At 72.5% G+C, this 14,631-nt stretch carries 17 protein-coding genes, 2 pseudogenes and 1 riboswitch; of the genes and pseudogenes, 12 read left to right on the top strand and 7 right to left on the bottom strand.

Annotated elements, in window-relative coordinates:
- Positions 1 to 25: 25 nt before the first annotated feature.
- On the bottom strand, positions 26 to 532 hold the full coding sequence (locus AB0N16_RS36400; protein WP_365804383.1) for an alpha/beta hydrolase: 507 nt from the start codon (positions 530 to 532) through the stop codon (positions 26 to 28).
- Positions 533 to 660: 128 nt separating this feature from the next.
- Between AB0N16_RS36400 and AB0N16_RS36395 the strand changes: the two genes are divergently transcribed.
- Genes AB0N16_RS36395 through AB0N16_RS36385 form a run of 3 tightly spaced genes read left to right on the top strand, consistent with a single transcriptional unit; the run spans position 661 to position 2,508 of the window.
- Positions 661 to 1,284 carry a DUF6230 family protein gene (locus tag AB0N16_RS36395; protein WP_365804381.1) on the top strand — a complete coding sequence of 208 codons (624 nt, stop codon included), beginning with the start codon at positions 661 to 663 and terminating at the stop codon, positions 1,282 to 1,284.
- A gap of 38 nt (positions 1,285 to 1,322) precedes the next feature.
- Complete coding sequence (locus tag AB0N16_RS36390) at positions 1,323 to 1,808, top strand: DUF6114 domain-containing protein (protein ID WP_365804379.1); 486 nt, start codon at positions 1,323 to 1,325, stop codon at positions 1,806 to 1,808.
- Positions 1,795 to 2,508, top strand: coding sequence for a hypothetical protein (locus tag AB0N16_RS36385; RefSeq protein WP_365804377.1), 714 nt, complete (start codon positions 1,795 to 1,797; stop codon positions 2,506 to 2,508). The genes AB0N16_RS36390 and AB0N16_RS36385 overlap by 14 nt, the downstream gene beginning before the upstream one ends.
- A gap of 12 nt (positions 2,509 to 2,520) precedes the next feature.
- Here the strand turns inward: AB0N16_RS36385 and AB0N16_RS36380 are convergent.
- The 3 genes and pseudogenes from AB0N16_RS36380 to AB0N16_RS36370 form a co-directional block, all read right to left on the bottom strand.
- Positions 2,521 to 2,769, bottom strand: a pseudogene (locus AB0N16_RS36380) (thioesterase family protein); the annotation flags it as partial.
- A 26-nt stretch (positions 2,770 to 2,795) separates the two neighbouring features.
- The gene (locus AB0N16_RS36375; protein ID WP_365804375.1) at positions 2,796 to 3,308 is read right to left on the bottom strand and encodes a hypothetical protein; all 513 of its coding nucleotides are present in this window, start codon (positions 3,306 to 3,308) and stop codon (positions 2,796 to 2,798) included.
- 429 nt (positions 3,309 to 3,737) lie between these two features.
- On the bottom strand, positions 3,738 to 4,094 hold the full coding sequence (locus tag AB0N16_RS36370; protein WP_365804373.1) for a CAP domain-containing protein: 357 nt from the start codon (positions 4,092 to 4,094) through the stop codon (positions 3,738 to 3,740).
- 1 nt (position 4,095) lies between these two features.
- Between AB0N16_RS36370 and AB0N16_RS36365 the strand changes: the two genes are divergently transcribed.
- Positions 4,096 to 4,602, top strand: coding sequence for a hypothetical protein (locus tag AB0N16_RS36365; protein WP_365804371.1), 507 nt, complete (start codon positions 4,096 to 4,098; stop codon positions 4,600 to 4,602).
- Between the two features lie 327 nt (positions 4,603 to 4,929).
- On the opposite strand, the gene AB0N16_RS36360 is transcribed toward AB0N16_RS36365, so the two are convergent.
- A complete protein-coding gene (locus AB0N16_RS36360; RefSeq protein WP_365804369.1) occupies positions 4,930 to 5,205 on the bottom strand; it encodes a hypothetical protein in 276 nt (91 codons plus the stop codon).
- Positions 5,206 to 5,209: 4 nt separating this feature from the next.
- Between AB0N16_RS36360 and AB0N16_RS36355 the strand changes: the two are divergent.
- The 4 genes and pseudogenes from AB0N16_RS36355 to AB0N16_RS36340 all read left to right on the top strand — a co-directional run.
- A pseudogene (locus AB0N16_RS36355) lies at positions 5,210 to 5,350 on the top strand (acyl-CoA dehydrogenase family protein); the annotation flags it as partial.
- Positions 5,347 to 6,411 carry an enoyl-CoA hydratase/isomerase family protein gene (locus AB0N16_RS36350; RefSeq protein WP_365804367.1) on the top strand — a complete coding sequence of 355 codons (1,065 nt, stop codon included), beginning with the start codon at positions 5,347 to 5,349 and terminating at the stop codon, positions 6,409 to 6,411. The pseudogene AB0N16_RS36355 and the gene AB0N16_RS36350, both read left to right, overlap by 4 nt.
- Before the next feature lie 285 nt (positions 6,412 to 6,696).
- Positions 6,697 to 6,839: riboswitch (cobalamin riboswitch) on the top strand.
- A 36-nt stretch (positions 6,840 to 6,875) separates the two neighbouring features.
- On the top strand, positions 6,876 to 7,097 hold the full coding sequence (locus AB0N16_RS36345; protein ID WP_351696601.1) for a CbtB-domain containing protein: 222 nt from the start codon (positions 6,876 to 6,878) through the stop codon (positions 7,095 to 7,097).
- A 22-nt stretch (positions 7,098 to 7,119) separates the two neighbouring features.
- On the top strand, positions 7,120 to 7,872 hold the full coding sequence (locus AB0N16_RS36340) for a CbtA family protein (protein WP_365804365.1): 753 nt from the start codon (positions 7,120 to 7,122) through the stop codon (positions 7,870 to 7,872).
- A 244-nt stretch (positions 7,873 to 8,116) separates the two neighbouring features.
- On the opposite strand, the gene AB0N16_RS36335 is transcribed toward AB0N16_RS36340, so the two are convergent.
- Positions 8,117 to 8,284: a hypothetical protein gene (locus AB0N16_RS36335; RefSeq protein ID WP_365804363.1), complete on the bottom strand. Its 168-nt coding sequence runs from the start codon at positions 8,282 to 8,284 to the stop codon at positions 8,117 to 8,119.
- A gap of 153 nt (positions 8,285 to 8,437) precedes the next feature.
- Here AB0N16_RS36335 and AB0N16_RS36330 point away from each other — a divergent pair, with 153 nt between their 5' ends.
- Both AB0N16_RS36330 and pgm read left to right on the top strand, forming a co-directional pair.
- Positions 8,438 to 8,824 (top strand): barstar family protein, encoded by a 387-nt coding sequence (locus tag AB0N16_RS36330; protein ID WP_365804361.1) that lies wholly within the window; start codon positions 8,438 to 8,440, stop codon positions 8,822 to 8,824.
- Positions 8,825 to 8,945: 121 nt separating this feature from the next.
- On the top strand, positions 8,946 to 10,586 hold the full coding sequence (pgm, locus tag AB0N16_RS36325; protein WP_365804359.1) for a phosphoglucomutase (alpha-D-glucose-1,6-bisphosphate-dependent): 1,641 nt from the start codon (positions 8,946 to 8,948) through the stop codon (positions 10,584 to 10,586).
- A gap of 246 nt (positions 10,587 to 10,832) precedes the next feature.
- On the opposite strand, the gene AB0N16_RS36320 is transcribed toward pgm, so the two are convergent.
- Positions 10,833 to 12,842, bottom strand: a complete 2,010-nt coding sequence (locus tag AB0N16_RS36320) for a BTAD domain-containing putative transcriptional regulator (RefSeq protein ID WP_365804357.1) — start codon at positions 12,840 to 12,842, stop codon at positions 10,833 to 10,835.
- 220 nt (positions 12,843 to 13,062) lie between these two features.
- On the opposite strand from AB0N16_RS36320, the gene AB0N16_RS36315 reads away from it, so the two are divergent.
- Both AB0N16_RS36315 and AB0N16_RS36310 read left to right on the top strand, forming a co-directional pair.
- The gene (locus AB0N16_RS36315) at positions 13,063 to 13,695 is read left to right on the top strand and encodes a hemerythrin domain-containing protein (protein WP_365804355.1); all 633 of its coding nucleotides are present in this window, start codon (positions 13,063 to 13,065) and stop codon (positions 13,693 to 13,695) included.
- A gap of 4 nt (positions 13,696 to 13,699) precedes the next feature.
- Positions 13,700 to 14,629, top strand: coding sequence for a pyridoxamine 5'-phosphate oxidase family protein (locus AB0N16_RS36310; RefSeq protein WP_365804353.1), 930 nt, complete (start codon positions 13,700 to 13,702; stop codon positions 14,627 to 14,629).
- Positions 14,630 to 14,631: the final 2 nt, after the last annotated feature.

Here is a 14,631-nt window from a genome sequence, read left to right as displayed (position 1 = left end):
CGGGACCGTGAAGGGCCGGCTCAGGTCAGGAGACGGTCTTGACGGCCGTCTCGACGAAGCGGGCCGTGGTCGTCGGATGGCTGATCATCGGCACGTGGGACGCGCCCGGGACCTCGATGACCTTCTTGGCACCGGTGCGCTCGTAGGAGAGGCGCTCCAGGGCCGGCGGGGCGGCCTTGTCCTCGCCGGCCACCAGGCCGAAGGACGGGATCGTGCGCCAGGCGGCGGCCTGGGTGACGTCGGCCGGCGAGGAGGCACTGAAGGGCCGCCGGGTCGCCTGCATCAGCCGCGTGGTGACGACGGGCAGGTCGGCGCAGAAGGCCGCCCGCGCCAGCGGCAGCCCACCGCACAGCTGCGCGAGCCGGGTGAGCGCCGACTCCCCGACCGTGGCGGACCGTTCGCCGAGAATGCCGGTCAGCAGCTCCTTCTCGGCGATATGGACACTTGACCCACTTCGACCGCCCGTAAGCCTACTCGGCCCCCACGGAGCCCCCGCCCCGTCGCCCGAAGGGCCCAGCAGAAGTTGCGTCACCCGTACGGCGGGCCTGGCGTGCAGCCGGTCGCCCGACCCGGAAGCCTAGGATCCATCATCGGACAAAAGGGATATCTCTCCCCTTGCCCGGTAGGGGCGGGACTGCACCTCACACTGAAGGAGACGGGATGTCGCACAGCACCGGGAGAACCCGCTGGCGGCTCTTCGCTGTGGTCCTGGTTCCCTCCGTCGCCGCGTGCGCGACCGTCGGTATTGGCATGGCTCAGGGCGTGCTCGCCGCGTCGTTCTTCATCTCCGGCCAGAAGTTCCAGGTCACCGCCGATTCACTGACAGCCCGTGGGGTCAGCCTCTACAGCATGATCGACGTGACCAGGAAGCACGAACTCGTCCCCGTCGTGGTCACCGGCTTCCGGCATGCCACGGTCAGCGGCCTGTGCGAGGCCATCGTGGTCGACGTTCCGGTGCTCGGCACCCAGACCCTGCGGCTCACCAGCGGCGACCATCGGCTGGCCGAGGCGTCGGACCTGTTCCTCGACGCGACGGCCGAGGGGGCCGCGGACGCGAACTTCACCGGCCTCGACATCGGTGTCGCCCAGGGCGCCATCTCCAAAGGCCCGGTCAGGTCCGGAGACCGGGACTCCCGGTTCTTCAATCCGGACGGCATCGGCCTCCAGTCCACCTCGGTCACCCTGACCGACGTACGGGTGAACACGCTCGCGTTGTCCGCCGGCACCTTCAACATCCCGGGTCTGCGGGTGCGAATCCAACCGGGCAATCACGTATGCCCCTGAGCCGGCGAACCACGACACCACTGATCAGGGCAGGACGCGTGATCACCAATCCCTTCGCCAGAGCGGGTGAACTGCTCGGCGCGGCACCGGAGTTCCGGCGCAGGTTCCGTACCTGGCGCGGCGAACGCCCCTTCTGGGCCGGACTGTTCACCTTCGCCGCCGGGCTGCCCATCCTCTACTGGCCCTACGCGAGACTGGACCTGGGCGGCATCCCGCTCGCCCTGTCGACCACATCGGGCGCCGGGTCCCTGGTGATCGGAATCCTGCTCCTGGTGCTGGGCGTCGCGCTCTGCTGCCGTCCCCATCTCCGGGTCTTCGCCGGGATCGCCACCCTCCTGCTCGCCGTCATCTCCTTTCCCGTCGCGAACTTCGGCGGCCTCTTCCTGGGTGTCGCCTCCGGCCTGGTCGGCGGCTCTCTGGCCTGCGCCTGGCTGCCGCCCACGGCCGGGGAACCGCCGACACCGCCGGGCGGCAGCGCGATCACCGCCGTTGCGGCACCGGAGGACCGAAGTGGCGACTGCTGAGGACCGCACCGGCCGGAGCGCCCACACGGACGGGCGCGGTCGCCCGCCCGGTACGCGTACGACCGGTTCCGTGCTCGCCCGTGCGTCCCGGCCGCTCGCCTGCGCGGCGGCCGTGGCCTGCCTGTCCCTGTCCCTGCACCCGGGGTCCCTTCACCCGGGCTCCCTGCACCCGGGCGGGGGCCGCTCCGGGGCGCCCGCCGACGCGCCACGCCTCGGCGCGCACCCGCCCCGCGCCGCCAAGGACTCCTGGGTGCTGCGTGCCGACCGGCTCGTGCTGCGCGGCGCCAGGTTCCACGGGACGACCACGGTGCACACGGCGACGGGGACCGTCCGGGCGCTCAGATTCACCGTGCGGTCGCTGGACGCCGTCGACCTCGACCTGACCGCCGGCCGGGGCCGCGCGGCGCTCCGCCTTCGGGCCAGACCGGCGACGACCTCGACGATCAAGGGCAAGGGCGCCCACGGCGTGGTCACCCTCTACGTCCGCAAGCTGTCCGGCAGGGTCACGGGCCTCGGCGGCAGCCCGCTCCCGGCGCGTCGTACCGTCACCGTCACCCCCGGGGCCGTACCACGCTGGCTCTCACACCCGGTCACCCGCACGCGCACGATCACCCTCGTCTCTGCGACCGTGGCACAGGTCGCGCAGCTCGGCGGTCGGCTGTCCATCAAGGGGCCGTGGTTGCGAGCCGCGGCCAGGTGACCTAGGCCCTGTCGTCCAGATGCCCCGGGGCCGGCGGTGGAGGTGGATGGGCAGGTCGACGTTAGGGAACATCCACTCGGTGGGCGGCTGCCGGACGGCGATGCCGTTGGCGGTGTCGGCCAGGGTGACATACGAGGCGAGCGGGCTGACTGGGACACCGGCGACCAGCTCCAGGCGCGAGTTGATCCAGGCGGCCGTACGGCCCGGGCGTCGCGGTTTCGCCGGGCGGATCTCCACGGAGTCGATGTAGCCGCCGGGCCAGGGCTCGCCCGCCGGCCGCCGTGCGGTCAGCGGAGGACGGCGTGGGCCAGTTCCCACAGCCGCTCGGCGTTCGCGGGGTCCAGGGCGTAGGGGGCGACGCCGGGTACGCCGAGTTCGGTCGGGCGTTCGGCGGCGCGCGGGGACTCGTTGACGTCCTCGAAGTAGCGTCCGCCCACGTACTGGGCCAGCGGGGACGCGGCGAGGAACACCGAGGTGGCGGCGCCCTGTTCGACCGTCTTGCGGTACGGCTCGGGGGTTTTCAGACCGCCGGTGTGCCGCTGGAGGTTGGTGGCGATCGCCCCGGGGTGCAAGGCGTTGGCCCTGATGCCCTCGCCCGCCCAGCGGCGGTCCAGGAGGACCGAGGCGGGGCCGTTGGTCGGGTTGCGCAGGTCGAAGACCTGGACACCAGGGGCCGGTGTGCGCCAGCCCGGCCGCAGCGGCTGGCCGACACCTCCACCGTGGTGTGCGGCAGGGCGGCCGGGTCGGCGGGTACGGGGCGTGAGCCGTGCGTGAGCGCCAGGACTCCGGCCACCAGGCATACGACGGCGACCGCGACGACCGCCCAGGGACGCAACGACCTCCGACCGAGGCCGGACAACACCATCCCGAGCTCCTGGACTCGTACCGTTCGTGATCGCCTCATGCTAGGCAGGACTTCGCACTCGACGGCCGTCCAGGGGAACCCATGACCAAGAGTTCCCTGCCGGTTCACCGGACCTCCCGAGGAGCCCCTCAGTCAGTGCCGGGCTGGACCATCCTGAAGAAGGCGTGGGCACCGGCGCGCTGTACGGACCGCCGCAGCCGGGCCGGGAGCGGACGGGAGGCGGGCGCGGGGGACGCGAACCCCGGCCAGGCGGGGGAAGAGGGCCTCGGCGTTGCCACGGTTGACGGCGGGCGGACGACGCACTGCTGCGCCGGCTTGTCGCCTCCGGTCACGGGACCCGACCGCCGCCAACGGGCGCACCCGCTCAACGGGCGGTGCCGAAGTCCTGGGTCCAGTAGCTGTCGGGCTGTGCGAGACCGACGCCGATCTCCTTGAACGTGCAGTTGAGGATGTTGGCCTTGTGGCCCGGGCTGGCCATCCAGCCCGCCATGACCTGCTCGGGAGAGGTGTAACCGTAGGCCACGTTCTCGCCGTAGGCGCTCCAGGTGTACCCGGCACCGGTGATCCGGTCGCCGGGGGAGGAACCGTCGGACCCGAAGTGCGACATGTTCTGGTGAAGCGCCATGTCCTCACTGTGCGCCTGTGCGACCTTGGACAGGGTCGTGTTCAGGGTTAGGGCCGCACAGCCGACCTTGCTGCGCTCGGCATTGACGAGTTCCACGATGCGAGCGACGACGCCGGACGCCGTGGCGGTGGCCTTCGGGGTGCTCGACGGCTTGGGGGCCGTGGAAGGGGCGGCGGTGACGGTGTTCCGGGTGCTGGGCGACGCGGTGGTCTTCCCGGCGCTCGCGGGGGAGTGCGGAGTCTTCGTGGGGCTCGCGGGGGCGTGCGGAGTCTTCGTGGCGCTCGCGGGGGCGTGCGGAGTCTTCGTGGCGCTCGCGGGGGCGTGCGGAGTCTTCGTGGCGCTCGCGGAGGCGCTCGGAGTCTTCGTGGCGCTCGGCGCCGCGGATGCCGTCCACGAGGGCTCGCCGGGCCGGCTGACGTTCCAGGGGCGGGGCCGGTTCGCGTCGCTCCACCAGTTCTTCTTGTTCCACGAGTCCTTCGTGGCGCTGTTGTCGGCGCTGTCGGACCGGTGTCCGCCGCTGTCCGGCCAGTTGGTACAGGCCATGGCGGCGGACGGTATGCCCACGGTGGCCACGGCGGCGGCGGCGATGACTATCCGCCTGTAATGCGTGTTCTTACGATGTCTACCCATGCGTGACCCGCTCCTGAGCTGCGGTGGCGTCCTGCGGGTCGTCATTCTTAGGAAGGCTTCACAAGGGGCGCAAAGGGCCTCGCTACTAGCTCGCTTCGTAGGCTCGGGCGGCCCTTGCCATCTGAGTGAGGGGCGCTGGTCCGGTTTCCGGGAGCTCTGCGAAATCCTGTCGCCCCGTCAGAATCCCTACGTGCGCGCAGAACGGATGAAGGTGGCTCGCGGGCGGAAAGCCGTGGATCCAGGCGCGACGCATGGGCGGCTCAAGCCGGACAAATCCCATATGTCGTCAGAGCGACTTCTACTATCCGGCACGCCTAGGTCCCGGATCCGCTGTGACAGATGTCACGGAATCACGCAGTTTGATTCTCGAGCAGGGGAATGCCAGGACCAGTGAGCGTGAGACGGCCTGGTAGGTCAGGCCGCTGCGGCTGTAGACGACGCCGTCCGCCAGGTCGGTCATGCGGTGGCTGCCTGTCGCTGAGTCGCCCAGCCGGGCCGGCAGCTGGAACTGCACGCAGCCGAGATCGCCGGCCTCGCGCAGTTGCTGCTCGACCGCGTGCCTCAGCAGGCTGGTCACCTCGATGCACGACGGCGACGGCTACCTCGGCGCGTACGGTATCCAGAAGATCGTCCGTGACCCGTGGGTCCAGCGGATCCTGGAAGGAACCAACGAGAACATGCGCGTCATCGCGGCCCGCGGCCTCACGGAGGCCCTCGGATGAGCGACGTCCTGCTGCACACCGCCGGCCGGGCGGCCCACCTCACCCTCAACCGCCCCAAGGCCCTCAACGCCCTGTCCCACGCCATGGTTCGCTCCATCGACCAGGCCCTCACCGCCTGGGAGCACGACCCGGCCGTCGAGACCGTCGTCATCACCGGCGCGGGGGAGCGCGGCCTGTGCGCGGGCGGTGACATCCGGAGCATCTACGAGGACGTCCGCGCCGGGGGCGGCACCGCGTCGGCGGAGTTCTGGCGCGACGAGTACCGCCTCAACGCCCGGATCGCCCGCTACCCCAAGCCTTATGTCGCGATCATGGACGGCATCGTCATGGGCGGCGGCGTCGGCGTCTCCGCACACGGCAGCGTCCGGATCGCCACCGAGCGGTCGCGGATCGCGATGCCGGAGACCGGCATTGGTTTCGTCCCCGACGTCGGCGGCACGTACCTGCTCGCCCTCGCCCCCGGCGAACTGGGCACCCACCTCGCGTTGACGGGCGCTCAGATCGGCGCCGCGGACGCCCTGTTGTGCGGACTCGCCGACCACTGCGTCCCCTCGGACAGGATCGAGCCGCTGATCGCCGACCTCGCCGACCGCCCCGTGCACGATGCGCTCGACCGGCACGTGCGACCGGCACCGGAAGGCGAACTGGCCCGCCACCGGGAGTGGATCGACGCCTGCTACGCCGCCGACACGGTCGAGGAGATCGTCCGGCGGCTGCTCGCCCACCGCGAACCGGCGGCGAAGGAGGCGGCGGAGACCCTGCTCACCAAGTCGCCGACCTCCCTGAAGGTCACCCTGGCGGCGCTGCGCCGGACCCGGCGGCTCGGTCCGCTGGAGCGGGTCCTCGACCAGGAGTACCGCGTCTCCTGCGCCGCGCTGTCCGCCCCCGACCTGGTGGAAGGCATCCGTGCCCAGGTCATCGACAAGGACCGCGACCCGCGCTGGTCCCCAGCCACCCTCGCCGAGGTCACCGACGTCGACGTCGACCGCTACTTCGCCCCGCTCGGCGAACGCGAACTGGGGCTCGCCGGACCCGACACCACCACGGAGCCGTCCCCGTGAGCCGCACTGTCACCGCCGAGTTGTGCGCCTCGTAAGCCGAACGCGCTGGACCCGCCGAGGACTTCTCCGGCATCGTACGAACCGTCCGGGACCAGCGCCGGGAGCAGGCGTGAGCGCGGCTGCCGAGTAGGGGACGACCCCCGTCGAACGCCGGCATCAAGGAGACGCAGCCGCAGGGCTCCCCGGGAACGCCCGGCGAGTTCCGTCACCGCTGACCCAGCACGCCCAGAACCGGCCATCAGGCACGAGATGAAGATCACGCCTGGTGGTGCGGTCTTGGCCGTGCTCCTGACACGCGGTACGGTCTGTCCGATATCGACGACGCCAGAACGGAAGCCGGTGGGAGTCCGGCACGGTCGCGCCACTGTATGCGAGAGCCCCATCCGGAGCTCGTGAGTCAGACCCGTAGCCGTCGTCCAGTGCACCACCGAGATGGGACGCGAACTCCCAGAGGAGGTTCTGCCATGGCGCAGACCGTCGCGCAGCCGACAGCCACCACCCCCGTCGTTCCCGCCAAGCTGCCGCTGAGCGCGATAGCTCCCTGGGCGGTCTTCTTCGGCATCCTCATGCTCATCCTGCTCTACTTCGTCGGCGCCGAGCAGGGCGCCACCTCCGTGTTCAACGGCACGGACGTCCACGAGTGGGTGCACGACGCCCGCCACCTCCTCGGCTTCCCCTGCCACTGACGTAAGGGGACGCCGCACCCTCATGAACTCCGCAACGGTAAGAAACCTCCTGGTGCGGGGCATGCTCGCCGGCCTTGCCGCCGGCCTGCTCGCCCTGGTCGCCGCCTATCTCCTCGGAGAGCCGAACGTCGACAAGGCGATCAGCTTCGAGGACGCGCACTCGCACGAGCACGAGATGGAGGTCGTCTCCCGCTCCCTCCAGTCCACCGCCGGCTTGGCCACCGGTGTGCTGCTCTACGGGGTCGCCTTCGGCGGCATCGCCGCCCTCGCCTACTGCTTCGCCCTGGGCCGTGTCGGCCGCTTCTCGCCGCGGGCGACGGCGCTGCTGCTGTCCGGCTGCGCGCTGCTCGCCGTGTACGTGGTGCCGTTCCTGAAGTATCCGGCCAACCCGCCGTCGGTGGGCGACCCGGACACCATCGGCAAGCGGACCACGCTGTATTTCCTGATGATGGTGCTCAGCGTGCTGCTGGCGGTCGCCGCGACCATGCTGGGCAAGCGTCTCGGTCCGAGCCTCGGCACGTGGTGGGCGACCGTGGTCGCGGTGGCCGCGTTCGCGGTCGTCACCGGGCTGGCGTACCAGTTCCTGCCGACCGTCAACGAGGTGCCGACGGACTTCCCGGCCACCCTGCTGTGGCGGTTCCGGCTCTCCGCGCTGGCCATCCAGCTGGTGCTGTGGGGCGGATTCGGACTGCTCTTCGGCGAGTTGGCCGAACGGCAGCTCAACCCCAGACCGGCGACGGCCCCGGCCGGGCGGACGGTTCCCGCCGCACACTGAACGATTCACGACACGCGAGGGCCCTCCGGATCCATCCGGGGGCCCCGCCCGCCGTGCGTCGGACGGCCGTGAGCCGGGCCGCCGCGAGCAGGCCGGGCGGCCGTCGCCGGAGTGCCAGGCCGCACCTGGCGCGGGCCATGCGCCGGACGCCAAGCGGACATTGACAGCCGGACGCCAAGCGGACATTGACAGCGGCCGGCAGGGACAACGACAGCGGGGGCGACGGCTTCCGCGGCAAGTCGCTTCAGTGCTCGCGGGCGTCCGGTCGCTCCGCCCGGGTGGTGGCGAGATAGGCGCGCACCAGTGCCTGGCCCGTCCGGCAGCGCGCGGGGCGGCAGTCGGGGCAGTGCCTCACATGGTCAAGATAGGTGTCGTAGCGATCCTGGGCGGCGGGCGCGAGGGAGTTCTCCACGGTGCGGCCTCTCGTGAGTGCCCGGGGGCGCGGTAGTTGACTGATGTTCAGTATGTCCCGTGGCGTGCCTTCCGGAACGTCCGCCGCGCCCCTCGGAGAGCCGTTCGGCCGACCGCCCGCTCCCGTCCGTACCACCGCCGTATCCTGCGGGCCGTGACGGCGACCTATGTACTGGACGGCGGCGGGATCGCGACGCTGGAGGACTTCTGGCGGGTGATCGGCGAGGCGGTCGACGGGCCCGGCGGCTACTTCGGCCGGAATCTCGACGCCCTCGCCGACTGCCTCGGCGGCGGCTTCGGCGCGCCCGACGACCATGACTTCGTCTTCGAGTGGCACGACCACGAGACGTCCCGGGCCCGGCTGGGCCACCCGGAGACCGCCCGCCAACTGGAGATCCGGCTCGCCCGCTGCCACCCGTCCAGCCGGGCCACCGTCGCCGCGGAGTTGGCCGAGGCCCGCGCCGGACGCGGGGCCACCGTCTTCGACTGGCTGCTCGGCGTCTTCGAGCAGCGCGCCCCGGGAAAGCTGCGGCTGCTGTGAACCAGCCGTGAACCCGCGGTGTCTTCAGCGGCAGCGCCGGTGCCGCACTCGCGTCCACCGCCGCTGACAAGGAAAGATGGGCGTCCAGCGATCGATCAACGACTGCGGAGGAAGTGGACTCATGCCGCATGAGCGAGCGGGCCGGCCGGCGGCTCCGGAGGATCTCGTCGACGTGGCCCGGCTGGTCACGGCGTACTACGCACTGCACCCCGACCCGGCCGACCCGGCCCAGCGGGTGGCGTTCGGCACCTCGGGGCACCGCGGATCGTCGCTGACGACCGCGTTCAACGAGGACCACATCGCGGCCACCAGCCAGGCCATCTGCGAGTACCGGAGCGGCCAGGGCACCGACGGCCCCCTCTTCCTGGGCGCCGACACCCACGCCCTGTCCGAGCCCGCCAAGGTCACCGCCCTGGAGGTGTTCGCCGCCAACGGCGTCACCGTCCTGATCGACAGCGCCGACGGCTACACGCCGACCCCCGCCGTCTCGCACGCCATCCTGACCCACAACCGCGGCCGTACGACGGGACTCGCGGACGGCGTCGTGGTCACCCCCTCGCACAACCCGCCCGCCGACGGCGGCTTCAAGTACAACCCGCCCAGCGGCGGGCCGGCCGCCTCCGACGCCACCTCCTGGATCCAGGACCGCGCCAACCAGATCATCGCGGGCGGGATGAAGGACGTACAGCGCATCCCGTACGAGCGGGCGCTCGCCGCGCCCACCACCAGCCGGTACGACTTCATGGGCGTGTACGTCGACGACCTGCCCAGCGTCCTCGACCTCGACGCGGTCCGGGCGTCCGGGCTGCGCATCGGCGCCGATCCGCTCGGCGGCGCCTCCGTCGACTACTGGGGCCGGATCGCCGAACGGCACAGCCTCGACCTCACGGTGGTCAACCCGTACACCGACCCCACCTGGCGGTTCATGACGCTGGACTGGGACGGCAAGATCCGCATGGACTGCTCCTCGCCGTACGCGATGGCCTCGCTGATCGAGAAGCGGGACGAGTTCCGGGTCGCCACCGGCAACGACGCGGACGCCGACCGGCACGGCATCGTCACCCGCGACGCCGGCCTGATGAACCCCAACCACTACCTGGCCGTCGCCATCTCCTACCTCTACCGCCACCGCGGGCAGTGGGCGGCGAGCGCCGGCATCGGCAAGACCCTCGTCTCCTCCTCGATGATCGACCGGGTCGCCGCGGACCTCGGGCGTGGGCTGGTCGAGGTCCCGGTCGGGTTCAAGTGGTTCGTCGACGGACTGGTCAGCGGCGCCATCGGGTTCGGCGGCGAGGAGTCGGCCGGCGCCTCCTTCCTGCGCCGGGACGGCTCGGTGTGGACCACCGACAAGGACGGCATCCTGCTCGCCCTGCTCGCCTCCGAGATCACGGCCGTGACGGACAAGACCCCGTCCGAGCACTACGCCGACCTGACCGCCCGCTTCGGGGAGCCCGCCTACGCACGCATCGACGCCCCGGCGACCCGCGAGGAGAAGGCCCTCCTCGCCAAGCTCTCCCCGGCCCAGGTCACCGCCGAGACGCTCGCGGGCGAACCGGTCACGGGGGTGCTCACGGAGGCCCCGGGCAACGGCGCGGCGATCGGCGGCATCAAGGTGACCACGGAGAACGCCTGGTTCGCGGCCCGCCCGTCCGGCACGGAGGACGTGTACAAGATCTACGCCGAGTCGTTCCAGGGGCCCGACCACCTGACCCGGGTACAGGAGGAGGCCAAGGCGGTGGTGATGGCCGCGCTCGGCGGCTGACGCCCCGTGCTGGAGGCGGTGGCCGGTCCGGCTGGCCCACCGCCTCCCGCGCCCGCCGCGCCGGTCCGGCTGGACCACCGCCTCCCGCGCCCGCCGCGTCGGTCCGGCGCGGCCAAAGCCCGGATGGGCGGCCGGATCGGTCTCGTACTCGCCGATCGCCCGCCGCCGACTCCACGACCAGCTCTGTTCGGCCGAGTCTGTGCGGCGCCTCGGACGGCACGCTTCCGAGTGCGCTGAGTGCCGGGTCTACCTCTCGATCAGCCCGTCCGGTTGGGTGTCGTCGGCCGCCGCCAGCGGGTGGTCGACGGCAGGTGCGGCGTCGGCTGCGTTGCCGGAGTGGGTGAAGTAGTGGGTGAAGTGGTGGGCGGGCGCGGCGAGTTCGCCGGGACGGTGACGGTGCCGCAGCCGCGCGACCCGGGTGTGCAGCCGGGAGCGCCGTACTCCGGACAGGTCGGCGTAGACGGTGTCGCGGACCAGGGCGTGCACGAACCGGACACGGCCGGGCCCGGGTTCGGCCAGCAGGTCGGCGGCGAGCGCCGCGTCGAGCCCTGCCAGCACCTCCTCCTCCGGCGCGTCGGCGGCGTCGACGAGCAGGGCGACCTCGGCCTCCAGACCCAGCACGGCGGTGAGCTGGACGACGGCCCGCGCGGCGGCGGGCAGCAGGGCGAGGCGTCGGCGCAGCACGTCGCGTACACCCTGCGGGACCTCGGAGAGCGCCACCGGTGCGCCCCTGTCGGCGAGGAGACGGGCGCTCTCCAGGACGTAGAAGGGGTTGCCGCCGGTGCGCTCGGCCAGCGCTGCCACCGTCGCCGGATCCACCGGAGCTCCGCAGACGGCGTCGACCAGGGTGGCGGTGTCCCGCGCTGGCAGGCCACCGAGCGAGATCCGGTGCGGGGCGCCCGGCGCGAGCCGGGCGAGGGTCCCCAGGAGGTGCTCGCCGACCTCGGCGGGACGGTAGGCGGCGACGGTGAGCAAGGGGACCCCGGTGACGGCGGCGGCCGCCTCGACCAGGGCGAGGGTCTCGGCGTCGGCGTGGTGCAAGTCCTCCAGCAGGACAGCGAGGGGCGCCGCGGAGGCGGCGGCGCGCAGCCGGGCGGCGAAGACACGGTGCATGCGGAAACGCCCGGCGGCGGCTGCGTTCCCCGGCTCCCGCAGCAGCACCGTCAGGTCCTCCGGCCTGGCCGGAGGCACCTCGCGGGCGAGCGCGCCGAGCGCCTCCAGCCAGGCCCAGGCGGGCGGTGCGCCCTCGTACTCGGGGCTGCAGCCGGTCACCACCCGCCAGCCGTCCTGCCGCAGCCGGGCGGCGGCCCGGTCCAGGAACGCGGACTTGCCGGCGCCGGCCTCGCCCGTGACCAGCAGCACGGCGCCGCCCTGCCGGGCGGCCCGGGCGGCGGCGTCGACGGCCCGCAGTTCCGCACCCCGGCCGACGAACAGGCCGCGGCCGGTGTGCTGCGGCGCGGTGCGTGCGGGCCGCTCGTCGTCGGGCTCCGACACGGCCGCGCGCAGGACGTCGAGCCGCCCGTTCAGCACGGCCTGCTCCAGCCTTCTCAGGGCGGGGCCGGGATCGCAACCGAGTTCGTCGCGCAGCACGGCGGTGGCGCGGCGCAGTGAGGAGAGCGCGTCGGCCTGCCGGTCGCAGGCCCACTGCGCGAGTGCGAGCAGCCGCCAGCCCTCCTCACGCAGGGGACTGTCCCGGACGAGGGACTCGGCGTCGGTCGCCGCCTGCGCCACCCGGCCGGTGCGAAGATCGGCGGCCACGGCGAGTTCACGGGCCTCGGCACGCAGCCCCGTGAGCCGGGCCACCTCGGCGGCGGCCCAGGCCTCGTCCGCGTGCTCGGCGAAGGCCGGCCCGCGCCACCAGCCGAGCGCCTCGGCGAGCAGCAGGCGGGCTTCCGCGGCCGGGGCGTCGCGGGCCCGGCGGACCCAGGACTCGAACCGCCAGGCATCCACCGCGTCCCCGGCCAGCCTGAGCGCGTATCCGGGTGGCGCGGTGACCAGAACGGCGGCCGGCGCACGCGGCGGCCGTTCCGGTTCCAGGGACCGGCGCAGATTGGACAGGTAGGCGTGCAGCGACACGCTGGCCTTGGCCGGCGGCTCACCCCGCCACAGCGCTTCCGCCATCCGGTCGACCGGAACGACACCACCCCGGGCCACGATCAGCAGCGCCAGCACGGCACGCTGCCGCGGAGCGCCCAACTCGACCGGCGTTCCGGCGACTTCGGCGCCGAGCGGACCCAGGACTCGCAAACGCAGCACGGCGCGGAAATCTACCCGAGCCGCACGTCCGACCCGTCAACAGACGATAAACGCGATGCTCGCCGAGCCGGGCACCGGGCCGCGCGCCAAGCGGACGCCAAGAGGGGCGCGGAATGCTGGGCGGCTCACGCAGAACACCTGATCGTTGGAGCAAGCAAGCGTGTCCCTCAACCACAGTCACGGCGCCTCTGTCACCGCCGAGCGTCCTCATACCCACGAAATGGTCGTGGTCCACCGGGTCTTCCGCCGCGAGTCGGCGCTGCTGCCCCGGCTGGTACGCGCCGTGCCGGACGGCGACACGGCCCGGGCGGCACGGATCGTCGCCGCCCTGCGCGACTACACTCTCGGCCTGCACCACCATCACCACGCCGAGGACGAGCTGATCTGGCCGCTGCTGCGGGCCCGGGTCGCGCACGACGACGACCTCATGGCACGGATGACGGAACAGCACGAGGCGATCGACCGCACCCTGGCGGCCGTGTCCGACTGGATGCCCGTATGGGAGCGCACCGGTGACCGGATATCCGGCGAGGAACTCGCGCTGGCGCTGGACGCACACCGGACCACGCTCCTGGAGCACCTCGACGAGGAGGAGCGGTCGGTGTTGCCTCTGGTCGCAGAGCATCTGACCGTCCCCGAGTGGGACCTGGTCGGAGAGCGGGGCCTGGCGGGGCTGCCGAAGAACAAGCGACTGCTGGCGCTCGGCGCGATCCTGGAGGAGGCGACACCTGACGAGAGCGCCTACTTCCTCGGCAAGGTCCCGCCGGTCGGCCGGCTGCTCTGGCGAGCCGTCGGCCGCCCCCAATACGCGGCCCACCGCCGGACCCTGCGCGCGCAGCTGGACGGGGAGTAGACCGGTGCCCCTGCTCGACTCCGCTCCTCTCGACGTCCTGGACGCCTACCGGACCTGCGAGTTCGTCACCCTGGGCCGGGACGGCACACCGCTGGCCTGGCCGACGGCCGTGTGGCGCCGCCCGGACGGGACGCTGCTGCTGAGCACGTCCCTGGCGTTCGCGCGGAAGGCGCTGAACATCCGCCGGGACGGCCGGGTCGCCCTGCTCTTCTCCGACCCGACCGGCAGCGGCCTCGAGGAGGCCCCGCAGATCTTCGTCGGCGGCCACGCCGAATGCCCCGACGAGATCATGACCGGGCCGCAGGGGGCCGAGGACTACTGGCGGATGCTGTTCGAACGGCAGCCGCACAGCAGGTCGTACCTCGCTGCTCCGATGCGGCTGGTGATGGACTGGTACTACCTGCGGCTGCTGATCACCGTGACACCCCGGCAGGTGGTCGTACGACCGCCGTTGCCCGCGGCCGGCGCATCCGCCGCGCCCGCGCCGGCCAGTGACCTGCCGGGCGCCGCGCAGCTCGCCCGCTTCCCGACGGCGGTGCTCGCCGCCCGCGACGCCACCGGAGCGCCGGTGCTGGCGCGGACCCGGCCGGTGCCCACTCCCGAAGGCTTCGCCGTGGACGTGCCGGCCGACTGCCCGGCCGCACCGGGCTCCGCCTCCCTCCTGGTGCACCGGCACGACGAGCGGCTCAACCACATGCACAACGCCCTCGTACGCGGCGAGTTGCGTGAGACCGGTGGGGGACCGGTGCTGGTCCCCGCCAAGGTGGTGGAGCCGATGGGCTCCGGCCGCGCGAGCGACGCGGTGAGCGTGCTGCGCAGCACCCGGCGGGCCACCGACCGCTACCTGCGACAGCGCGGCCTGACCCGGCCCCGGGTGGAATGGCAGGAGTTCAGGGCCCTCGCCCAGGACGCCCGCCGCCGCGCTGGCGCCTGATC

The organism is Streptomyces sp. NPDC051105 (genome assembly GCF_040682795.1).
Taxonomy (GTDB): Bacteria; Actinomycetota; Actinomycetes; order Streptomycetales; family Streptomycetaceae; genus Streptomyces.
This window is presented reverse-complemented; position numbering and strand designations above follow the sequence as displayed.